18 protein-coding genes, 3 tRNA genes and 1 pseudogene are annotated in these 21,918 nt (G+C 69.8%); 15 read left to right on the top strand and 7 right to left on the bottom strand.

The features are described 5' to 3' along the window. Nucleotides 1-72 precede the first annotated feature (72 nt). A pseudogene (locus ABZ453_RS13565) lies at nucleotides 73-504 on the top strand (MBL fold metallo-hydrolase); the annotation flags it as partial. Nucleotides 505-609: 105 nt separating this feature from the next. Next, nucleotides 610-1,686, top strand: coding sequence for an AraC family transcriptional regulator ligand-binding domain-containing protein (locus tag ABZ453_RS13570; protein WP_359014772.1), 1,077 nt, complete (start codon nucleotides 610-612; stop codon nucleotides 1,684-1,686). Nucleotides 1,687-1,706: 20 nt separating this feature from the next. Here the strand turns inward: ABZ453_RS13570 and ABZ453_RS13575 are convergent, their stop codons facing one another. The 3 genes from ABZ453_RS13575 to ABZ453_RS13585 are packed head-to-tail and all read right to left on the bottom strand — an operon-like array spanning nucleotide 1,707 to nucleotide 5,337. After that, complete coding sequence (locus ABZ453_RS13575; protein ID WP_359014672.1) at nucleotides 1,707-3,119, bottom strand: aldehyde dehydrogenase family protein; 1,413 nt, start codon at nucleotides 3,117-3,119, stop codon at nucleotides 1,707-1,709. Next, nucleotides 3,116-3,994: an SDR family oxidoreductase gene (locus ABZ453_RS13580; protein ID WP_359014673.1), complete on the bottom strand. Its 879-nt coding sequence runs from the start codon at nucleotides 3,992-3,994 to the stop codon at nucleotides 3,116-3,118. Before ABZ453_RS13580 ends, ABZ453_RS13575 begins: the two co-directional genes overlap by 4 nt. Continuing rightward, nucleotides 3,991-5,337, bottom strand: a complete 1,347-nt coding sequence (locus ABZ453_RS13585; RefSeq protein WP_359014675.1) for an NAD(P)/FAD-dependent oxidoreductase — start codon at nucleotides 5,335-5,337, stop codon at nucleotides 3,991-3,993. Before ABZ453_RS13585 ends, ABZ453_RS13580 begins: the two co-directional genes overlap by 4 nt. Nucleotides 5,338-5,533: 196 nt before the next feature. Here ABZ453_RS13585 and ABZ453_RS13590 point away from each other — a divergent pair, with 196 nt between their 5' ends. From ABZ453_RS13590 to ABZ453_RS13600, 3 genes are all read left to right on the top strand, one after another. After that, complete coding sequence (locus tag ABZ453_RS13590) at nucleotides 5,534-6,157, top strand: TetR/AcrR family transcriptional regulator (protein WP_359014677.1); 624 nt, start codon at nucleotides 5,534-5,536, stop codon at nucleotides 6,155-6,157. 714 nt (nucleotides 6,158-6,871) lie between these two features. After that, complete coding sequence (locus ABZ453_RS13595) at nucleotides 6,872-9,079, top strand: MMPL family transporter (protein WP_359014678.1); 2,208 nt, start codon at nucleotides 6,872-6,874, stop codon at nucleotides 9,077-9,079. A gap of 507 nt (nucleotides 9,080-9,586) precedes the next feature. Continuing rightward, entirely contained in the window at nucleotides 9,587-10,684 is a 1,098-nt protein-coding gene (locus tag ABZ453_RS13600) for a LacI family DNA-binding transcriptional regulator (RefSeq protein ID WP_359014680.1), read from the top strand. 115 nt (nucleotides 10,685-10,799) lie between these two features. On the opposite strand, the gene ABZ453_RS13605 is transcribed toward ABZ453_RS13600, so the two are convergent. Continuing rightward, complete coding sequence (locus tag ABZ453_RS13605) at nucleotides 10,800-10,940, bottom strand: hypothetical protein (RefSeq protein WP_359014682.1); 141 nt, start codon at nucleotides 10,938-10,940, stop codon at nucleotides 10,800-10,802. Between ABZ453_RS13605 and ABZ453_RS13610 the strand changes: the two genes are divergently transcribed. The 8 genes from ABZ453_RS13610 (at nucleotide 10,927) to ABZ453_RS13645 (ending at nucleotide 19,123) form a co-directional block, all read left to right on the top strand. Next, on the top strand, nucleotides 10,927-12,189 hold the full coding sequence (locus ABZ453_RS13610; RefSeq protein ID WP_359014683.1) for a sugar ABC transporter substrate-binding protein: 1,263 nt from the start codon (nucleotides 10,927-10,929) through the stop codon (nucleotides 12,187-12,189). The two genes, ABZ453_RS13605 and ABZ453_RS13610, sit on opposite strands and share 14 nt — an antisense overlap. Before the next feature lie 7 nt (nucleotides 12,190-12,196). Further along, a complete protein-coding gene (locus ABZ453_RS13615) occupies nucleotides 12,197-13,189 on the top strand; it encodes a sugar ABC transporter permease (protein WP_359014686.1) in 993 nt (330 codons plus the stop codon). After that, nucleotides 13,186-14,067: a carbohydrate ABC transporter permease gene (locus ABZ453_RS13620; RefSeq protein WP_359014688.1), complete on the top strand. Its 882-nt coding sequence runs from the start codon at nucleotides 13,186-13,188 to the stop codon at nucleotides 14,065-14,067. Before ABZ453_RS13615 ends, ABZ453_RS13620 begins: the two co-directional genes overlap by 4 nt. A 40-nt stretch (nucleotides 14,068-14,107) precedes the next feature. Further along, nucleotides 14,108-15,613: a glycoside hydrolase family 32 protein gene (locus ABZ453_RS13625; RefSeq protein WP_359014690.1), complete on the top strand. Its 1,506-nt coding sequence runs from the start codon at nucleotides 14,108-14,110 to the stop codon at nucleotides 15,611-15,613. Next, nucleotides 15,610-16,554: a carbohydrate kinase gene (locus ABZ453_RS13630; protein WP_359014692.1), complete on the top strand. Its 945-nt coding sequence runs from the start codon at nucleotides 15,610-15,612 to the stop codon at nucleotides 16,552-16,554. Before ABZ453_RS13625 ends, ABZ453_RS13630 begins: the two co-directional genes overlap by 4 nt. 35 nt (nucleotides 16,555-16,589) lie before the next feature. Next, a complete protein-coding gene (locus ABZ453_RS13635) occupies nucleotides 16,590-18,200 on the top strand; it encodes a glycoside hydrolase family 13 protein (RefSeq protein WP_359014774.1) in 1,611 nt (536 codons plus the stop codon). 249 nt (nucleotides 18,201-18,449) lie between these two features. Beyond that, on the top strand, nucleotides 18,450-18,713 hold the full coding sequence (locus ABZ453_RS13640; protein ID WP_359014694.1) for a type II toxin-antitoxin system VapB family antitoxin: 264 nt from the start codon (nucleotides 18,450-18,452) through the stop codon (nucleotides 18,711-18,713). Then, a complete protein-coding gene (locus tag ABZ453_RS13645) occupies nucleotides 18,710-19,123 on the top strand; it encodes a PIN domain nuclease (protein ID WP_359014696.1) in 414 nt (137 codons plus the stop codon). Before ABZ453_RS13640 ends, ABZ453_RS13645 begins: the two co-directional genes overlap by 4 nt. 348 nt (nucleotides 19,124-19,471) lie before the next feature. Here ABZ453_RS13645 and ABZ453_RS13650 read toward each other — a convergent pair. The 3 genes from ABZ453_RS13650 to ABZ453_RS13660 form a co-directional block, all read right to left on the bottom strand. After that, nucleotides 19,472-19,545: transfer RNA gene (locus ABZ453_RS13650), tRNA-Ile, on the bottom strand. Between the two features lie 178 nt (nucleotides 19,546-19,723). After that, nucleotides 19,724-19,796 (bottom strand) — tRNA-Asn (locus ABZ453_RS13655). Nucleotides 19,797-19,801: 5 nt separating this feature from the next. Next, nucleotides 19,802-19,874: transfer RNA gene (locus tag ABZ453_RS13660), tRNA-Asn, on the bottom strand. A gap of 143 nt (nucleotides 19,875-20,017) precedes the next feature. On the opposite strand from ABZ453_RS13660, the gene ABZ453_RS13665 reads away from it, so the two are divergent. Both ABZ453_RS13665 and ABZ453_RS13670 read left to right on the top strand, forming a co-directional pair. Next, a complete protein-coding gene (locus tag ABZ453_RS13665; protein WP_133041144.1) occupies nucleotides 20,018-20,323 on the top strand; it encodes a YtxH domain-containing protein in 306 nt (101 codons plus the stop codon). 147 nt (nucleotides 20,324-20,470) lie between these two features. After that, nucleotides 20,471-21,913, top strand: coding sequence for an FGGY family carbohydrate kinase (locus tag ABZ453_RS13670; RefSeq protein ID WP_359014698.1), 1,443 nt, complete (start codon nucleotides 20,471-20,473; stop codon nucleotides 21,911-21,913). The last annotated feature ends 5 nt before the right edge of the window (nucleotides 21,914-21,918 follow it).

Genomic DNA, 21,918 nt, shown 5'->3' on the forward strand with positions numbered 1-21,918 from the left:
AGGAGACGGACGTGATCCGCGGCCTGTTCGCGCTGCCCAAACGAGCACGGACCGAGCATGCCCACGGGCCAGTTCTTCCCGGACCTGCCGGAGCAGGCGTGGCGGGAGAACCGCGAGACGCTCGTGCCGGACCACCTGGGCGCCGACGACACCATGGTCCACGCCGCCATGCAGACCTGGCTGCTACGCAGTGGGGGCCGGACCATCCTCATCGACACCGGCGTCGGCAACGACAAGTCCCGCCCGGCCGTCCCCGCCTGGAACCACCTGGGACTGGACTACCTCGGCAACCTCGCCCTGGCCGGTGTGCGGCCCGAGCATGTCGATCTGGTGGTCAACACCCATCTGCACGCCGACCACGTCGGCTGGGACACCCGCCGGCTCGACGACACGTGGGTGCCCACGTTCCCTCACCTGCGCCTGGAGGCAGCCCCCGGCCACACTCCTGGATCCAGCGCCGTCGTGCTGGAACCCGGCACCGAACAGTCCCTGTTCGTCGGCGAAGGCGGGCGCACGGACGCCGGGGGCCGTACAGGGGACTTCGGGGGCCAGGCCTGCGACCGGTGGTCCCGGCTGCATACAGTGGTCGTCGAGGAGAAGGTGAGTGCGATGTCCCTTGCCCCCGACCCGACGAACCCCCCGGGGACCAGCCGCAGCACATCGGCGACGATCCAGCCGAACATCCTGCGCTGTCTCGTCACGGTCGCCGACGAGCGCGGCATCGATCTGCGGCCCCTGCTGAAGCAGGTCGGGCTGGACGAGACGGTCATGCGTTCCGCCGCGCTGAGGGTGTCGTACCGGCAGGGCAGCGCGGTGATCCGGTGTGCTCTCGAGCTCACCCGGGATGAGCGCCTGGGGCTGAGGGTCGGAGCGGCACAGCATCTGACCGCGTGGGGGCTGCTCGGCTTCGCCCTGATGGCCGATGACACCCTGCGACACGCCATCGAGACGGGAGTGAAGTACCAGAACCTGTCCGGGGCGATGGTCGTGTGGTCGGCTGCTACGAGCGAGGAGGAGGACGAGGCCTTCGTGCTCCGTGCCGACCTCCCCGATCCGGCCATGGACCCGGCCGTGGCGTCCTTCCTGAGCGAGGAGGCGTTCGCCTCCGTGGTCACCCTGTCGCGGCTGGCCGTCGACCCGGCATTCGCGCCACGGGCAGTGGAGTTCTCCTTTCCGCCACCCCGCCGACTCGACCTGTACGACGCCCTGTTCCGCTGTCCGGTCCGATTCGGCGCCCCGACGAACCGGATGCTCATCGACGCCACGTGGGCCCGTACCCGGATGCCCGGCCGGGATCCGGTGACCTACGCATCGACACTGGAGATACTCGACGCGCAGATGGCTTCCCGCCGCGACCAGCAGGACCTGCTGGAGGTGTTGGAGATCTCCGTCGCGCAGCACCTGCCAGTGATCCCCTCCTTCGCTGAACAGGCACGGCGGCACTCGACGAGCGAACGGACGCTGCGCCGCCGACTGGCCGACTGCGGCACGACCTATGATGCACTCGTCGAGGGAGTACGCCGGGAACGCGTCGAACAGCTGCTGCTCCGGCCGGAACTGACGCTGCGTGATATCGCCCGCCGGGCGGGATTCTCCGACGAGCGCGCGCTGCGCCGTGCGGTACGCCGCTGGCACGGTACCTCCCCGGTCCACCTGCGGGAGCAGATGCGTAGGGATCGCTCCTAGGACAGGGCCCGGCTCCGAGTTCAGTGTGTGCGGATCCACACCGTCTTCTCCCGGGTCCACTGGTCGAAGGCGTTGGTGGACTTCTCCACGCCGCCGAATCCGGACTGCTTCCAGCCGCCGAAGGGCGTGGTGATGTCGCCCTCGCTGTAGGCGTTCACGGAGATCACTCCGGCCTCGATGCCGCGCGCCAGCCGCAGCGCGGTGTCGAGGTCGCGGGTCCAGACCGAGGCGGCGAGCCCGTACTCGGTGGTGTTGGCCATCCGCACCGCCTCGTCTTCTGAGGTGAAGGTCTGGACGGTGACGACGGGCCCGAACAGCTCCTTGGTGAGAACGTCGCTGCCGTCGGGGGCGCGGGTGATCACGGTGGGCGGGTAGTAGGCGCCGTGTGGAGGCAGACCGTGGGGCAGTCCCCCGGTGTGGACCTTGGCTCCGCCGGCCCGGGCGGCCTCCACGGCTCCCGCGACCCGGTCGAAGGCGGCACGGTCGATGAGGGGCCCCACCTGCGTGCGCGAGTCGGACGGGTCACCGATGACGAGTTCCTTGGCCGCGGCCGTGAACCGCTCCAGGACCTCCTCGGCGATACTGCGGTGGACCAGGACGCGGGAGCCGGCCGTGCAGTTCTGCCCCGTCGTCAGGAACGCGGCCTCGATCATGTTGTCGATCAGCTCGTCCCCGTAGGCGAGCGCGTCGGCCATCAGCACCTGGGGGCTCTTGCCGCCCATCTCGAGTGAGACACCCTTGAAGTTGCTCTCGGCGGCGGCCATGAGGATGCGGCGGCCGGTCGCCGTGGACCCGGTGAAGGAGAGCGCCCCCACGAGGGGGTCACGGGCGAGGGCCGCCCCGGCTTCGGAACCGTACCCCGGCAGGACGGTGAGCACCTCGTCGGGCAGGCCGGCCTCGGCGGCGAGCGTGGCCAGGTGCAGGGCCGAACGCGGGGTTGCCTCGGCCGGCTTGACCAGCAGACAGTTGCCCGCGGCCAGGGCGGGTCCGACCTTCCACGCGGTCATGGCCAGCGGGTAGTTCCACGGCAGGATCGCCGCGACCACGCCGACCGGCTCGCGGCTCATGAGGCCCAGCCCGTGGGGCCCGCTCGGCGCGATCCGGCCGAAGACCTTGTCGGCCGCCTCGGCGAACCAGCGGATCGACTCGATCGCGCCCGGCACGTCGCCCGTACGGCACTCCGTGATCGGCTTGCCCGCGTCCTCGCTGTCCAGCCGGGCGAGGATCTCGGCGTCGCGTTCCATCAGGTCGGCCAGCCGCAGCAGCACCGCGGCGCGCTCCCGGACCGGCAGCCGCGACCATACTCCGGCGGTGAAGACCTGCCGGGCCCGCTCGGCGGCCTTGGTGATGTCGTCGGCACTCGCGGCGGGCAGGGTGCTGATCGGCTCCCCGGTGGCGGGGTTGACGACATGCAGTGTCTGGTGCGTGCTCATGCTTCCTCCACCAGCTCCCAGCGGCCGTCGGTCTGGCGGGCCAGTCCGCGGCGGCGTAGTTCTTCCAGATAGCGGGCCATGCCGCGATCACCGCGCTTGCGGAACAGCGGGAAGATCCTGGGCAACAAGTTCGGTGCGAGCATCGCGAACCGCACCAGACGGGACTCACCGGTCCGGGGGTAGGCCTCCAGGCGGGGCTTGTCCAGCAGGCTCACCACGGCCGCGACGACGTCGGCGGGCCGCTGGGGCCGGTCCTGGAACTGCATGGAGTTGCCGCCGTCCACGGCCTCCTGACGCAGCATCCGGGTGTCGGTCGCCGACGGCAGCACCGAGCTGGCCTGGATTCCCTTGCTCCGCAGGTCGAGGCCGATAGCGAGCATCGCGCCGCGCAGCCCGAACTTGGAAGCCGTGTAGATCGGGGTCTCGCCCAGGGGGAAGATCCCGGCGAGGGAGACGGTGGTGACCACTCGGGCGTCCCGGGAAGCCATGAGAAGCGGAATGGCGATCCTGGTGGCCATCAGCGGGGACGTCAGGTTGAGGGTGATCTCCCGCTCGATGCTCTCGACGCTCCGCACGTCGAAGCGTTCCGCACTGGTCATGCCGACGTTGTTGACGAGCACGTCGAGGCGGCCGTAGGTATCGGCGACCAGGTCGAAGAGGCGCTCCATCTGGGCGCGGTCCATCAGATCGCAGCCGATGCCCGTGTGCCCGGCACCGAGCAGGTCGGCGGCGACCTTCTCGGCCCGGGCCCGGTCGATGTCGACGACGACGCAGCGGGCGCCGCCGGAGGCGAAGCGGTGGCACAGCGCACTGCCGATACCGCCCGCGCCGCCGGTCACCAGCATGACCTTGTCGGTGAAGTCGAACCTGCTCATAGCGTGGCCTCCGCGCGTCGCGGGGACCGTACCTGCGGCGGCCGGCCCTCGGTCCACCAGCCCATCTCGCGCGCGACCTTGCCCAGGTACTTCACGAAGGCCTCGCTGTCGACGTAACCGGTGTGGCGGGGCGACTCGACGAACTTCAGCCCGCCGCTCAGGTCCGGTCGGTCGGCACGGATCCTCTGGGTGAACCGCTCGGCGTTCGGCTGCCGGTGCCGCGCATCGTGGAGGTAGCCGGCGACCAACTGCGCCTGGCTGTCGAAGAGCTGGTACGCGCCGGAGTTGGTCTCGATGAAGCCGATGCCGAACAGGCCCTGGTGCTCGCGCGAGAACGACGACAGGTAGAGGTCGGGATGCTGCTCGTCGCCGAAGTACTGCTGCGCTACCGGCACTTTGTGGACGTAGCCCGTGGCCAGCAGGATGAGATCGAAGTCGTCGCTCGTGCCGTCGGTGAAGTGCACGGTCCTGCCCTCGGTGCGGGCGATCCCGGGCCTGGCGGTGATGTCGCCGTGCTGGAGGTGGTGGATCAGCATCGAGTTGATGGCCGGGTGGGTCTCGAACAGCTTGTGGTCCGGCTTCGGCAGCCCCAGCCGCGTCGGATCGCCGTTGATGATCCGCAGTACGGCACCGAAGACGCGCTGCGCCAGCCACATCGGCAGATGCGGCCCGCTGTTGGCGATGGTGTCCACCGGCCGGCCGAACAGGTGCTTGGGGATGAACCAGTACCCGCGCCGCATGCTGATCACCGCGTGGTCCGCCGTCCGGGCAGCGTCGCACGCGATGTCGCACCCGGAGTTCCCCGCCCCCACGACCAGAACCCGCTTGCCCCGCAGCTCCTCCGCGCTGCGGTAACCGACGGTGTGCCGGACCTCCCCGCTGAACTCCCCCGGAAGTTCAGGGATGTTGGGGTGCCACTGCGAGCCCGTGCACACGACGACCTGACCGTGCACGCTTGCCCGCCCGTCAGCCCGGGTGACCGTCCAGGTGCCGTCCACGTTCTTCTCGACGTCGGCGACCTCGACTCCGAACTCGATCCGGTCCGTCAGCCCGTAGGCATCGGCGAAGGACCGCAGGTACGACAGGATCTGCCGGTGCGGCGGATAGTCCGCGAAGTCCTCGGGCATCGGGAATCCGCCGAACCCCGACAGGGTCCTGCTGGAGATGAAATGAGCCGACTCGTACATCGGGCTGCCGGGATTGTCGATGTCCCAGATGCCGCCGGGCCCGGTGTGCCGCTCAAGATGTGTGTACGGCAGATTCCGCTCCGCCAGAGCCCGCGCGACCGCCAGTCCGGCGGGTCCCGCCCCGATCACACACGTATCAAACTGGTTTTCCTTCACGAGCCTGCCTCCTCGTTCCTCCCGCTTCCAGGAGCGGGTGTTGGAGGCAACGTATTCACCCGCCGTTCAGCGCGAACTGACCCACGCGGCCACAGACCGGACCTCAGCGGCCGTGCACCGGTGGCGTCGTGAGTCAGCACGGCGCCTGACTTGTTCGATCGACTTGTTCACAGGACTTGGTCGCTATGATGCGGTCATGGCTCACGTTCCCGCGGCCGAGCGCCGTCCTCAGCTGATCAAAGCGGCGATCACCTTCATGACGCGGGAAGGGGTCGCGGCCGGAAGCACTCGTGCCATCGCCGCTGAGCTGGGGGTGGCTCAGGCCACGGTGCACTACACTTTCGGCACGAAGGAAGGGCTGTACCGCGCCGTCATGGAGCAGCTCACGCAGGATCTGATCGCCCAGGTCGAGGCAGCCGCTCCGGCCGACGCCGGATTCGAGGAGACGGCCAGCGCGTTGGCCGCCGCTCTGTGGCGAACGGTGCGTGAGCAGCCCGCCAGCCATCAGCTCCTCTCGGAGCTGACCATGTACGCACTGCGCACCCCCGCTCTGAGCGAGGCCCTCGACAGCCACTGCCGGGGGGTGACCGAGGTGACGGCGCGGCTGGTGACCGAGGCGGCCGAGCGCACCGGACAGCAGCTGGCCCAGCCCGCGGAAACGATCGCCCGGTTCTTCCTCGCCGGGTTCGACGGGCTCACGATGCAGCGCCTCTCCCATCCCGACGAGGAGGCCGAGCACACCTGCCTCCAGGTCTTCGTGTCCGCCGTGGTGGCCATGGCCGGCGGTCGGTTGGAGCTGGTGTCCGTACCGGCGAGCTGACAGCCGCCGGACGCATGCCCAGCCGACGCCCTTCTCGGTGTGAACAGCGGCGGAGAACGCCCCCTGAGGCGCCGCGACGACAGATGACGTCGCCAGCCCATGACCGCCCCTTCCCTCAGCTCCGGTGCATGAGCTCGGTGGCGGCACGCTCGCCGGATCCGGACCGGGCCGCCCTGCTCGGCGAGTCGAGGGGCCGTAGGCGCGCTCTCCCACGCCCTGGGTGAAGGAGCGCGGCACCACACCGCGCTGCTCGCCCGTCCTGAGCGGCAGCGCCGGCGATCTCTGCCTCGCACAGCGAGGTCTCACAGGTCAGGCCATCCGGATCACCGGGCGTATGCCCGGAGAACCACCTGACCTTGCCGTCACGCACAGAAACCCAGTCGCCGGCCAGGCCACCAAACCCGGTCACAGGTCTCCGGGGACGTCCCCGAACCTGCCACTGCCTCGACGAGTCCCAGCGCCCGTTCGCGGCTTACGTGCCGCGTGCACGGTCCCCCCTGGCTCACAGCGGGCTCACGTCGAGCGTGACGCATCCAACAGTCGAATGACTCGATCGACCGACTTGAGCAAGTGATAAAGTCGGTCTATCGAACGGGGTGCCCGTCTCGGCAGTTGCCCGTCACCTGGCCGCATTCCCGACCGGTGCGCCCTCCGCTTCCCCCGCCCCTGCCCGCGCTCGGACCTGCGGGATCCCACCGTCCCAGGGAGTTCGTCATGGCCGTCCTGCTCCACCGGCTGGGTCACAGCGCCTATCGGCACCGAAAGCTGGTCCTGGGCCTGTGGCTCTTCGTCCTGGCCGCGCTCATCACCTGCGTCAGCCTCTTCAGCGGCAAGCTCGACGACCGCTTCTCGGTGCCCGGTACCGAGTCGCAGCGTGCGCTGGACAGCCTCAGCAAAACCCTTCCGGAAGCCTCGGGAGCCAACGCCCAGATCGTCTTCACCGTCGCCAAGGGCCACCAGGTCACCGAGGCGCCCTACACCGCGGCCATCGCCCGGACCGTCACGGCGGCCGAGAAGGCTCCCCAGGTCAGCGAGGTCGTCGAGCCCCGCGCCTCGGGAGCCGTCTCGGCGGACCGGACGACGGCGATCGTCCAGGTCCAGTACCCGGTACAGAACGCGCAGGTCCGCACCTCATCCATCGACGCGATCGAGAACGCGGCCAAGGCAGCCGAGCAGGACGGGCTGAAGACCTCGGTCGGCGGTTCCGTCTACAGCAGCAAGGGCGTCCACGTCGGCCCGTCGGAGATCATCGGCGTGGCCGTGGCCCTGCTCGTCCTCGTCGTCACGTTCGGTTCACTGCTGGCCGCCGGCATGGCACTGCTACCCGCGCTGATCGGCGTGGCCGTCGGCCTGGCCGGGCTGCTCGCTCTGGCACCGGCGGTCAGCATCTCCTCGACGGCCGTCACGCTCGCCCTCATGCTGGGCCTGGCCGTCGGCATCGACTACGTCCTGTTCATCCTCTCGCGCCACCGCCAGCAACTCACCCGCGGAACCGACCCCAAGGAATCCATCGCGCTGGCCATCGGCACGGCCGGCAGCGCCGTCGTCTTCGCCGGCACCACCGTGATCATCGCGCTCGCCGCCCTGAGTGTCATCGGCATCCCGTTCCTGACCACGATGGGTCTCGGGGCCGCCGGAGCCGTACTCATCGCCGTACTGGCCGCGATCACGCTCGTCCCCGCCATCGCGGGTTTCGCCGGCTCCCGGCTCACGCCCAAACCCGGCAGTCGAGCCGCCCGGCGGGCCGCCGACACCGATGGGCCCACCGGCCACACCGCCATGGGCGCCCGCTGGACCAAGTGGGTCATCGCCAAGCCGCTGCTGACGGTGCCGGCTGTGGCGGGCATCCTGGTGACCCTTGCCCTGCCCGCCTCAGACCTGCGCCTCGCTCTTCCCGACAACGGCTCCGCCCCGCACGCCTCCACCGAGCGCAAGGCCTACGACACGATCAGCGACAAGTTCGGCGACGGCTTCAACGGCCCGCTCCTCGTGCTGACCGAGACCAAGAACGGTACGGCTGCCACCAGTTCGCAGGCCGGAGCCCAGGTGGCCCGGAAGCTGCAGACCCTCAAGAACGTCAAGGCCGTCCTGCCGCCCCAGCCCACCAGCGACCCGGCGCAGAGCGTCATCACCGTCCTGCCCACGTCCGGTCCGGACAGCGCCCGCACCGGCCAACTCGTCCGCGACATCCGTGCAACGAGCGCCGACCTCCGTGCCACCACCGGCGCCTCCCTCGCAGTCACCGGCACCACCGCGGTCAACATCGACGTCTCCAACCGGCTCAGCGACTCCCTCCTCCCCTTCGTCGCCATCGTCGTCGGCCTCAGCCTGATCCTGCTGATGATCGTGTTCCGTTCGCTGGTCATCCCTGTCAAGGCCGCCGTCGGCTTCCTGCTCTCGGTGGGCGCCTCGCTCGGGCTGGTCGTCGCCGTCTTCCAGTGGGGCTGGCTGTCCGACGTCCTCGGTGTGCCGCACAGCGGCCCCGTCGTCAGCTTCCTGCCGATCATCCTGATCGGCGTGCTGTTCGGACTGGCCATGGACTACGAGGTGTTCCTCGTCTCCGGCATGCGCGAGGAATGGGCCAACACCGGCCGGGCACGACAGTCGGTCGTCGACGGTGCGCGCCACAGCGTCCGGGTCGTCACCGCGGCCGCACTGATCATGTTCACCGTCTTCGCCGGGTTCTTCCCGCTGGACGACTCCCTGATCAAACCCATCGCGTTCGCCCTGGCCGTCGGCGTGGCCATCGACGCCTTCGCCGTCCGGATGACGCTCGTACCCGCGGTGCTCGCCCTCGCCGGGCGGGGCGCCTGGTGGCTGCCGGCCTGGCTGGACCGGATACTGCCCGATCTCGACGTCGAAGGCACCAGCCTTCAGAAGACGGCGCCGACGGACCGCAAGGAACCCCAACCCGTCTCCTGAATCCATCCGGTGGGCTCGCGGCGCCGACCGCATCGTGAGCCCCCGGGAGGATTTCGCCGGGGCGCGCCAGCACCGATGCGCCGTCGCGGTACCAGAGGGAACGTGCGCCAGGCCCCACACAGGACGTAGCCGATGAACATCGGCACCAGGGCCATGTAGGCGCCGACCGCCGCGTTGGACCACGAGCTGACGAGCGGGGCACCCGCAGGGCCGTTTCCCCTTCTGGCAGTTCCCCAGCACGCGGACCGCGAACCAGACAGACGTAACGGTATCCGCGCCGCGCTCGCTGCCCACCCGGTATTCGACTGGCCGCAATGGGATGTCGATCCCCTGCCCACATTGCGTCCAGAACGCGTCCCCGCCACGGCCAGTCGCCGCAGAAGTTCGAGGTCCCCCGGGACACGGGCGGAGAGCCGGGCTGGGACATGCCGCGGCCACGAGTTCGTAACGAGCCATTGACAGCGGCTTTGGCCGAAGGCACTCTCAGTGCACGCGGATGGCTAAACGATGAGCCAACCCGGTATCAACCACTTTGGGGTGGAGATCATGGCGCGCCGGATCGGGATCAAGGACGTGGCTGCCGCGGCAGGTGTGTCCACCTGGACGGTGTCGCACGTCCTCAACCGGGTCGAGGGCAAGCGGATCGGTGCGGAGACCCGGGAGCGGGTTCTTCGGGTCGCCGAGGAACTCGGGTACAAGCCGAACAGTCTGGCCCGGGGGCTGCGGACGCAGCGGTCGCAGACGATCGGCTTCATCGGCGACGAGATCGCCACCACCCCTAACTCGGGCCGGATCATCCTCGGTGCTCAGGAGGCCGCGGCAGCGCAGGGCATGGTGCTGCTGCTGGTGAACACCGGCGGTGATGCGGAGCTGGAGCGGCGCAGCATCGAGATGCTGCTGCAGCGCCAGGTCGACGGCGTGCTGTATGCGGCGATGTACCACCGGGTCGTGGAACTCCCCGAGAGTCTGCGCTCGACGCCGACGGTGCTGCTGGACGCGCGCTGCGAGGACCCGTCGGTACCGTTCGTGGTGCCGGACGAGGTCCAGGGCGGTCATACGGCGGTGCGCGAGCTGATCGAGCACGGGCACCGCAGGATCGGCATGACGGTGGGCGTCGCGGACATCCCCGCGCTGCACGGCCGTATCGAGGGCTATCGCAAGGCGCTGGAAGAGGCGGGGATCGGCTACGACCCTGCCCTCGTGGCCGCCGAGAAGGCGGTGCACATAGGCACGCCGGCCGGGGACGCGGATGCCGGTTACCGGGCGGCGCGGCGTCTGCTGACTCTCGATGAGCGGCCGACCGGGCTGTTCTGCTTCAACGACCGTATGGCGGCCGGTGCCTACCGCGCGGCGGCCGAACTGGGTCTGTCCATTCCCGGTGATCTGTCGGTGGTGGGCTTCGACAATCAGGAGCTGGTCTCGGAGACGCTGCATCCGAGGCTGAGTACGGTCCAGCTGCCCCACTACGAGATGGGGGCGCGGGCTGTCACGCAGCTGCTCGCGCTCGCCGGAACGCCGGACTCGCCACCGGGCCCGGTCACGCAGGAGATGCTGCATTGCCCGCTGGTGGCGCGGGCATCGGTCACTTCGCCGCCCCGGCTCTGAACCCGGGACGGCGAAGCACTCGCACAAAGACAGGCGGCCGGTGCAACGGTCGTCATCCCTGTCTGTACTTGGAACACAGTGAGGGTACACGTATGTCCTCTGGGGACTTCAAGACTCAGCTCAGCCGCCGTTCTCTGCTCAGAGCGGGCGCCGCATCCGTTGCGGTGGCGGGTGTGGGCTCGCTGGCGGCCGCATGCTCGTCCGGCTCTTCCTCCAGCTCGTCGGGTTCGAAGACACTGAAGGTGGCGATCTTCACCGATCAGGCGTCGGCGGACAAGATGCAGAAGGCTGCGGCGCAGTTCGAGGCCGCCCACAAGGGTGCGACGGTGAAGTTCATCGGCACCACGGGCACCGACTGGAACGACTTCTTCAGCAAGCTGCTCACCCAGATCTCCGCGGGCAACGCACCGGACGTGTGCTGTGTGGCGACCGAGGGACTGCAGCTGTTCGCGGAAAAGGGGCTGGCCGAACCGCTGGACGACTACGTCAAGCGGGACGCGGCCGAACTCAAGCCGTACTTCGCCGACGTCCACCCGGCGCTGGTCGAGGCGATGATGTACCAGGGGCACCTGTACGAGCTGCCGACCGACTTCAACGCCGGCAACATGTTCTACAACACCTCCCTGTTCAAGAGCGTCGGCGTGGAGCGTCCGGCCGACGACTGGAGTCGGGACGACTTCCACGACATCGCCAAGAAGATCTCCGCCAAGGGCGGCAACACGGTCGGCTACGACTGGGTCGTGCGCCTGTGGGGTTCGTGGACCTCGTGGATGTACGCCAACGGCGGCAACCTGCTGACCGAGGGAAAGTGGGACGGCGGCGACTGGCTGTGGAAGACCTTCTACCCGGGCGACCCGGCCGCCTCGGGTCGTAAGGGCGGCTGGCGCTGGGGGGATCCGACCGCGAACTCCGCGCCCACCGTCGAGTCGCTGGAGTACCTGATCCAGCTCCAGAAGGAGGGGATCTCGCCCAAGCCGGACGTCGGCGGCGGCACCACGCTGCAGGGCCTGTTCGCCAGCAACAAGATCGGCACGGCCATCGGCGGCGGCTTCTGGGCAGGCGGCCTGCACAACGCGGGCATGGCGGATGACGCGTTCGACGTGCAGTACTTCCCCAAGTGGCAGTCGCAGCGCCACCTGTTCGGCTCCGGCGGCTACGGCATCATGAAGTCGTCCAAGAACAAGGACCTCGCCTGGGAGTTCCTCAAGACCCTGGTGCAGCCGAAGAACATCGACCTGCTGATCCCGGGCAACGTCACCACCCCGGCCCGCAAGTCGATGCTCACGGCGGAGCGGTACGCCACCACCGGCCCCAAGCACTGGAACGTCTTCTACGACACCCTCACCAAGTTCCCCGAGACCGCGCCGATCCCGGCTCCGCCGTACTACCAGGCGATGGCCATCGCGCTGAACAAGCGCACCACGCAGGCGATGTCCTCGGGCAAGGCGAAGGCGGCTCTGGACGGGTTGCAGAGCGACCTCGAGACCGCCGCGAAGACGGGATGACCCGCTGATGTCCCAGCCTGTCCGAAGCCGCAGCCGCGCGTCCGCCCCGGCGGGCGCGCGGCCCGGCCGCCCCCCGCAGCCGGCCGGTGACCCCGATCTCGTGCGGCGCCGCGCCCAGGCCCGCCGGGCCCGCCGCGAGACGCTGTTCGGCTACGGGATGGTGTCGCTGTCCCTGCTCGTGGTCGTCGTCTTCACCGTCGGACCGATCCTGGCCTCCTTCGTCCTCGCGCTGTTCAAGTGGGACGCCATCTCCAGCCCCCAGTTCGTGGGCCTGGACAACTTCCGCACGCTGTTCAGCGACACATCGGTCACACACTCCTTGCTGGTGACCTCCGGCCTCGCCGTGATGATCGTGTTCCTGCAGGTCGTCCTCGGCCTGGGCCTGGCGCTGCTGGTCGCCCAGCGCGCCTCCAAGATCGTGCAGAACCTGTTCCGGGCGGCGTTCTTCCTGCCGATGCTGGCTTCCGCCGCGTCGATCTCGATCGTGATGGCGTACGTCTTCAACGACCAGTTCGGCGTCATCAACTACTACCTGGGCCTGCTGCATCTGCCCGAGGTGTCCTGGCTGAGCTCCACCGGCGGAGCGACGGCCACCATCGTGATCGTCGCCGTGTGGCAGCAGCTCGGCTTCACCTTCATCCTGTTCGTCGCCGCCCTCGGCTCCGTGCCGCAGGACGTCCTGGAGGCCGCGCAGATCGACGGCGCCTCCTCGGCGCGCATGTTCTGGCGGATCAAGCTGCCGCTGATCAGCCCGACCGTGCTGTTCGCCTCGACCGTGGGCCTGATCAACACGATGCAGCTGTTCGACCAGCCCTATGTGATGACCAAGGGCGGCCCGGGCGACTCGACGTACACCACCGTGCTCCTCGTCTACCAGACGGCCTTCCAGAACCTGCAGTTCGGCTACGCCTCGGCCATCTCCGTGCTGCTGTTCGCCGTCCTGCTCGTCATCACGGCCGTGCAGTTCACGGTGAGCCGAAAGTGGGTGTTCTACGCATGAGTGCCATCCTCGACAAGCAGCCCGCACCGGCCCTTCCCGCACCGCGCCGCCGCCGCCGTCGCGTCAGCGCCGGACGGCTGCTGTCCCTCGCCGCGCTGACCGTGGCGGCCGTCCTGGTCGTCGCCCCGCTCGTGTGGGCCCTGTCCACCTCGCTGCGCACGCCGGCCACCTCCTTCGACCAGCCGCCCAAGTGGTTCCCCACAGATCCGATCTGGTCGAACTACACGGCCGTGTTCGACAAGGTCCCGCTCGCCACGTTCTTCCTCAACAGCGCGATCGTCACCGGGCTCATCGTGGTCGGCCAGCTCATCACCTCGACGATGAGCGGCTACGCCTTCGCCATGGTCCGCTTCCGCGGCAGCAAACCCCTGTTCTGGGTCATCCTGGCCACCATGATGGTCCCGGTCCAGACGACCATCATTCCGGTCTTCCTGATCATCAAGTACCTGGGTCTGACCGACAGCCGCATGGCCCTGATCCTGCCCGCGGTCGGCGGCGCCTTCGGCACCTTCCTGATGCGCCAGTACTTCCTGCAGATGCCCCGCGAACTCGGCGAGGCGGCACGCGTGGACGGAGCCTCGCACTTCCAGGTCTTCGCCCGCATCTACGCCCCCATGGCCCGCGCCCCGATGGCCACGCTGGCAGTGCTGACCTTCTCCGCCTACTGGAACGAGTTCTTCCGCCCGCTGATCTTCCTGCAGACCACCGACAAGTTCACCCTCCCACTCGGCCTGGTGAGCCTGCAGGGCAGCAACGGCACCGGCAGCGTCTCGATCGTCCTCGCCGGGGTGATCATCGCCCTGATCCCCAGCGTGCTGATCTTCCTCGCCGCCCAGCGGTACTTCGTCGAGGGAATCGTGGCCGGCTCCTTCCGCTGAGCCCTTCCCCCGCTCTGTGCACCCCCTGAAAGGCACGCGTGTGTCCACCGCGCCCACTGACACCCATGACCCCCACCGTCCCGTCGCGCACCTGCGCCCGCCGGCCAACTGGATCAACGATCCCAACGGGCTGGTCTTCCACGACGGCACCTATCACGTCTGCTACCAGTACAACCCCTACGGCACCCGGCACGCGAACATGCACTGGGGCCACTTCCGCAGCCCCGACCTGGTCAGCTGGGAACCCCTGCCGATCGCCCTGACCCCCACCCCCGGGGGCGTGGACGAGGACGGCTGCTTCTCCGGCAACGCCGTCTCCGACGGCGACCGCATCGTCGCCTTCTACTCCGCCTACCGCCGCGACCGCTGGGACCAGCCGGTCACCACCGCGACCTCTCACGACAACGGCCGCACCTTCGCCCCCCGCGGGCAGCTGCTCATACCCGCGCCGCCCGAGGGCACGACCATGTACCGCGACCCCTACGTGTGGCGGCACGGCGAGGGCTGGCGGATGCTGGTCGGCGCCTCCCTCGCCGACGGCCGCGCCGCGGTCCTCCTCTACGCCTCCCCCGACCTGGAGACCTGGACCTACCTCGGCCCCTTCCACACCGGCGCCCCCGAGCCGGTCGGCCCGCCCGGCGCCGGCCTGCTCACCGGCGAGGGCTGGGAGTGCCCCCAGTACCTCCCGGCCGCCGACGGCTCCGGGCGCGGCGCCCTCATCGTCGCCGCATGGGACGACCACGACGGCCCCCGCTCCGTCCTCGCCCTGGCCGGCCAGGAACACGACAACGTTCTCCACCCAACCGCCCCCCAACTCCTCGACCACGGACCCGACTTCTACGCCCCCGCCCTCCTGCCCGCGCCCGGCGGGCGATGGCTGCTGTGGGGCTGGTCCTGGGAGGCCCGCCAGGAGGAGTGGTCGGACGCCGACGGCTGGGCCGGCACGCTCACGCTGCCTCGCGAGATCACCCTGACCGAGGACGGCCGCACACACCAGCAGCCCGCCGAGGAACTCCTCGCCCTGCGCGGCCGGCACACCATCCACGCCACGGGACAGGTACCCGACCCGATTCCGGTGGAACTGGGCCAGGTCGGCCGCAGCTTCGACGTCACAGCGCGCCTGGAAGCCACCGGCACAGCCGGTCTGCGCCTGGTCACCGCCCCGGACGGCACCGAGTACCTGGACATCCGGCTCGACACCGACGCGGGCCTGCTGGTCGTCAACCGCGACCACGCCTCCCTCGACCCGCGCGCCCGCGGCGGCACATACACGATCCCCTGCCCCAGCGGGCAGCCCGTCGACCTGCGTCTCGTCGTCGACCACTCCGTCGCCGAGATCTTCCTGTCCACCGGCGAGGCACTCACCGTGCGCTTCTACCCCGTCGGCGAACGCCACTTCTACCCCGTCCGCGACCACTGGCGCCTCGAAGCCCGCGCCAGGCGGGGCGCACGCCTCGACTTCACCGTCGATGTCTGGGAGCTCCAGCCGCTCCAGATCAAGGAATCCGCCGTCGCCGCTCCGGGCCGCAAAGGACGTACCTCATGACCACCGTCGTCATCGGCGAGGTCCTGGTCGACCTCGCCTGGCACACCGGCACCGCCCACGTCGCCCCGCACCCCGGAGGCAGCCCCGCCAACGTCGCCGTCGGCCTGCACCGGCTCGGGCACCCGGCCACCCTCATGACCTGCTGGGGCGACGACCCGCCGGGCGACCTGGTCCGCGCGCACCTGGACTCCATCGACGTCAGGGTGCGCCGCCTGCCCAGCGCCTCCGGTCGCACCACCATCGCCCTCGCCTACCTCGACGACGCCACCGGCAGCGCCCGCTACGACTTCCTCGCGGCCTGGGACCCACAGGACATCCACCTGCCGGAGCAGGCCATGCTGATCCACACCGGCTCACTCGCCGCTGTCGTGGAACCCGGCGCGACCCGGATCGTCGATACCTGTCGCGCGCACCGCGCCCGCCCGGGCCGCTCCGTCTCCGTCGATCTCAACGTCCGCCCGGCCGTCCTGCCCGACCGCGACGCCTACCGCACCAGAGCCGAACGGCTGGTCGCCACCGCAGACCTGGTCAAGGCCAGCGACGAGGACCTGGCCTGGCTCTATCCCGGCCTCACCCCCGAAGCAGCGGCACGGGCCCTGCTCGCCCTCGGCCCACGCCTGGCCGTCATCACCCGCGGCGCCCAGGGCGCAACCGCCCTCACCGCCGAACACCAGGTCGCCGTCCCCGCACCGCCGACGCACGTCGTCGACACCATCGGCGCCGGCGACGCCTTCCAAGCCTGCCTCCTCGACACACTCCTCCAGCCCGACGGCACCATCCGCCTCCCCGCCACACCCGCCGAACTCAAAGCCGTCCTGCGCCGGTGCGTCATCGCCGGCGCCCTCACCTGCGCCCGCGCGGGCGCGCAGCCTCCCACGGGCGAGGAGATCACCGCGGCGCTGACAGCCGCGTCCCCCTCCCCGGCACCCACCACGCGGTGAGCCCCGTGCAGCCCACTCCGCCGAAGGACCCCGCCCTGTCCACCAACAGCCCCTGGTGGCGCAGCGCCGTCATCTACCAGGTCTACATCCGCAGCTTCGCCGACAGCAACGGCGACGGCGTCGGCGACATCGCCGGCCTGCGCTCCCGCCTGCCCTACCTGAAATCGCTCGGCGTGGACGCCCTGTGGATCAACCCCTGGTACAAGTCCCCTATGGCGGACGGTGGCTACGACGTCGCCGACTTCCGCGCCATCGACCCCCTGTTCGGCACCCTCGCCGACGCCGAACAGCTCATCACCGATGCCCACCGGCACGGCATCCGCATCATCCCCGACATCGTGCCCAACCACCTCTCCGACCAGCACGCCTGGTTCCGGGCCGCCTTGAGCGCCAGCCCCGGCAGCCCGGAGCGTGAACGCTTCGTCTTCCGGCCCGGCCGCGGCCCCGACGGTGCCGACCCGCCCAACAACTGGGTGTCCTGCTTCGGCGGCCCGGCCTGGACCCGCGTACCCGACGGCGAGTGGTACCTGCACCTCTTCACCCCCCAGCAGCCCGACCTCAACTGGCAACACCCCGACGTCCACACCGAGTTCGAGTCGATCCTGCGGTTCTGGTTCAGCCGGGGCGTGGACGGCTTCCGCATCGACGTCGCCCACGGCCTCATCAAGGACCCCGAACTGCCCGACCTGGCGGACAGCCAGACCCCTCACCCCCACTGGGACCGCGACGACGTCCACGCCATCTACCGCACCTGGCGCAAGATCGCCGACGAATACCCCGGTGAGCGCACCTTCGTCGCCGAAGCCTGGACCGACACCCCCGACCGGCTCGCCGCCTACGTCCGCCCCGACGGCCTGCACACCGCCTTCAACTTCGACTTCCTCATGGCCAGCTGGAACGCCAAAGACCTCCGCGCCGCCATCGACGACTCCCTCACCATGCTCAGCGGTGTGGGCGCACCGGCCACCTGGGTGCTGTCCAACCACGACGTCATGCGCCACACCAGCCGCTACGCCCGCAAGCACGTCAAACGGTGGATACCCAACGTGCCGTACGAACCCGACGGCCCCGCCGACCTCACCCTCGGCACCCGCCGCGCCCGAGCCGCCGCCCTCCTCATGCTCGCCCTCCCCGGCGGCGCCTACATCTACCAGGGCGACGAACTCGGCCTCCCCGAAATCGAGGACCTCCCCGAGGCCGTACGCCAGGACCCCGTCTGGGAACGCTCCGGCCACATCAACCCCGGCCGCGACGGCTGCCGCGTCCCCATCCCCTGGTCCGGAAAGACCGCACCGTACGGCTTCAGCCCCGAAGACGCCTCCGCCGGACCCTGGCTGCCGCAGCCATCGAAATGGGGCGAGCGGAGCGTGGAGGCACAGACCGGCGACGAGACATCCATGCTGGAGCTGTACCGCACCGCCCTACAGCTCCGACGCGAGCACCCCGCCCTCGGCGCCGGCACCATGACCTGGCTCGACACCCCGCCAGGAGTCCTCGCCTTCCACCGCGACCCCAGCCTCGTGTGTGTCGTCAACCTCTCGACCGAGGCATTCCAGCTACCCGACCGCACCACGATCCTGCTGGCCAGCGGTCCCTTCCAGGACAGCCGACTGGAACCCGACCACGCGGTCTGGCTCAAGAAATAGCGGCCTCCATCGGGAGCACCCCTCAATCCGCCAGGGCCTGTCCGGTGTCCACTCCCCGCCGATCGGCCAGGCCCTGGCCCACACGACCAGTTGCGATCCTGCGCCTTTCACGACGATGCCGCCAGGCAGGGGAGGCGATCTCACCCTCAGGCTCACCGCACAGCTCCGCGACCGCCAACAAATGGAATATACAAAAGATCTTGTATCTTGATATACTCCGCTCGATACACTCAAGCGGAGGAGGTCACCATGAGTCGGACCGTAATCGATCTCGACGACGAGGCGCTGGAAGAGGCAGCCAGAGAGCTCGGCACCTCCACCAAACGCGACACCATCAACACGGCGCTGCGGGAAGTCACGGCCCGCTACCGGCGCCTGCGGGCACTCGACGAAGCTCGCGAACTGGTGGCCGAGGGTGCTCTGGACGTCGACCTACTGCTGGACAAGCGCACATACCGCCCCACGAGCGCCGACGCGGCACGCGATGACCGCGACGCCGGAGCGGACGCATGACCGTCGCCGACTACCTCATCGACACCTCCGCCCTCGCCCGCGTCCTCCTCCGCCAGAACACGACCGAATGGGACGACAGGATCGGCGCCGGCCTCGTCGCGATCTGCGACCTCACCGAACTGGAAGTCCTCTACTCAGCCCGTTCCGCCACGGACCGCACCCGCTTGAAGTCGGCACTCGACGCCCACTACGCCTGGTGCCCCATGCCCGACGGCGTCTACCGCCGCTCCCGCGTCATCCAGGAACAGCTGACCGCCAAGGGGGAACACCGCAGCGCGGGCCCCGTGGACCTCCTGGTGGCCGCCGCAGCGGAAGAAGCGGGACTCACCCTGCTCCACTACGACCGCGACTTCGAAACCATCGCTCGCACGACAGGGCAGCCGGTCCGCACGATCGACCTCAGGCAGTAAAGCTCACGCGGTGCCGACGGGCACCGAGCTTCCGACCAACCCGGCCGCCTGGCGGTCGATCCGCTGTGGCCTGGGCCGTCTCCCGACACCCAGGGGTCACCGGGCGACACCGCTTCCGGATCCTCGCGTCCAGCCGGCGTCCAGAATTCGACGTCCAGACGCTCGCACAGCCCACCCGCGACGCTGTCCTCCAGCCGTAGGCCGATACGTCTGCGCAGGTGAGAGCGATCCCAACGCATACGGACAGCCACGGAGTTGAACTCACGAGCAGCGGATTCAGCCCCGGGGCCCAAAGCCCTGAATCCACACCCTCGATGAGACGTTTCCGCAGGTCAGAGACCTGCGGAGTGGGGCGGGTGGGACTCGAACCCACGGCCGACGGATTATGAGTCCGCTGCTCTAACCGGCTGAGCTACCGCCCCGTACGGCGTGTCGCGTACATGTGCCCGCGCCGTCTGCCGCAGCATAGCCGCTCATACGATCTCCTGCTTCGCAGGGGCGACTTCGCATGCCCTTGAGGACTCCGCCGTGACCTGCGCGGTTCCCGGGGCAGGGGTGAGGACATGAAAAAGGACCCCTTCGGGGCCCTCGTTCAGCATGCTCCCCCGACTGGACTCGAACCAGTAACCTGCCGGTTAACAGCCGGCTGCTCTGCCAATTGAGCTACGGAGGACCGAGCTCCCCCGACTGGACTCGAACCAGTAACCTGCCGGTTAACAGCCGGCTGCTCTGCCAATTGAGCTACGGAGGAATGCCTCGTTGCATCGAACGTACCTACCTGGGTATTCGCCAGGGGGCGGGCGCTCGCTGCGACACATACATTAGCGCAAGCAGGGGGGTGCTCCGCCAATCGGTTCCCCCGGCGCCGACCTACACGAGGGAAGGGTGGCCTCCATGCGCTACAAGCTCACGTTCGTCGTCGGCCTGGCTCTGGGTTACGTGCTCGGCACACGCGCAGGGCGCGAACGCTACGAGCAGCTGAAGAAATCCGCACGCCAGGTCGCCCAGAACCCGGCCGTCCGCAACACCGCCGAGACGGCGGCCCAGCAGGGCCGCCAGTTCGCCGGCAAGGCTTACCACACGGTCAGCGACAAGGTCGTCGACCGTGTGCCGGAGTCGGTGGCCGGGCGGGTGCGGTCCCTGAGGGATCGCAACACCAACGGGACGGGCCAGGACGACTGGGGTACCAGCAATACATAGGTTCCCGACAGCCGACGGCACACAGCCACGCGGCGCAGAGCCCCGCGGCGCAGAGCCCCGCGGCGCAGAGCCCCGCGGCACACAGCCACGCGGCACAGTCCCCCGCGGCAGACACCCCCATGGCGGACGGCCCATAGAATTTGCGCCATGGGGATAGTCGCCGGGCTGGACAGTTCGCCCGATTTCACTCGCATCGTCGTCTGTGACACGGACACGGGCGCCGTGCTCAGGCAGGGGTACGCCCCGCATCCGGTGGACGGCGACCGCCCCGCGGACGTCGATCCGCAGGCCTGGCTGCTGTCCCTCGGCGAGGCGGCCGGCGGCGGTCTGCTGGAGGGCGTGCAGGCCATCGGCGTGTCCGCGCAGCAGAACGCCGTGGTCCCGCTGGACGCGCAGGGCAACACCGTGCGCCCGGCGATGGTCGGCGGGGACAGGCGGAACCAGGTCGCGGCGGCCGATCTCATCGACGCGCTCGGCGGACGGGAGGCGTGGGCGCAGGCCGTGGGGTGCGTGCCGCAGGCGGCGCAGCCCGTCACCAAGCTGCGCTGGCTCGCCAAGAGCGAGCCCGACGCCGCCCTGCGCACCGCGATCCTCATGCAGGCCCATGACTGGCTGGTCTGGCAGTTGCTGGGGCGGCCCGTGAGGAGAACCACGGACCGGGGCGGCGCCTCCGGGACCGGGTACTGGTCCGCGGCCACCGGCGGCTACCGCACCGACCTCGTCGAGCTGGCGCTCGGTCACCAGGCCATGCTGCCCGAGGTGATCGGCCCGGCCGAGGCGGCCGGTACGACCCCGGAAGGGCTGCTGATCTCCGCCGGGACCGGCGAGACCATGGCCGCCGCCTTCGGGCTCGGCATCGGGCTGGGGGACGCGGTCGTGTCGCTGGGCGCGTCGGGGTCCGTCATGGCCGTGCATCCCGAGGCCCTGGTCGACGGCACCGGGATGATCACCGCCCTCGCCGACGCGACCGGCATGCACCTGCCCGTCGTCACCACCCTGAACGCCGTACGGACCCTGCGCGGGACCGCCGAACTGCTCGGGCTGCCGGATCTCGAGAGCCTGTCCGACCTGGCGATGAAGTCGACGCCGGGCGCCCACGGCCTCGTGCTCCTGCCCTATCTGGAAGGTGAGCGGACGCCGAATCTGCCGCACACCGCGGGGACGCTGTCGGGGCTGCGGCGGGAGTCGATGAAGGCCGAGCATCTGGCGCGGGCCGCGTTCGAGGGCATGCTGTGCGGGCTCGCGGACGCGCTGGACGTGCTGCGCGGGCGGGGCGTGGAGGTACGGCGGATCTTCCTGCTGGGGGCGGCCGCCGAGTTGACGGCCGTGCAGGCGGCGGCGCCGGCGCTGTTCGGTGCGCAGGTCGTCGTACCGCAGCCCGCCGACTACGCGGCGATCGGGGCCGCCCGGCAGGCCGCGTGGGCGCTCGGCGCCTCGCAGGGAACGCTGGACCCGCGCACCCCGCCGGCCTGGCAGGGCGCGGCGGCGCAGGTGCTGGAGCCCGGTGAGGAGCTGGCGGTGGGGCAGGCGGTGCGGCAGCAGTACGTGTCGGTGCGTGAGCAGACGCACCCCGGCGCGTTCCGCCCGTAAGGCGG

Origin of the sequence: Streptomyces sp. NPDC005799 (genome assembly GCF_040630525.1) — a bacterium.
In the GTDB taxonomy this organism is placed as follows: Bacteria; Actinomycetota; Actinomycetes; order Streptomycetales; family Streptomycetaceae; genus Streptomyces; species Streptomyces griseorubiginosus_B.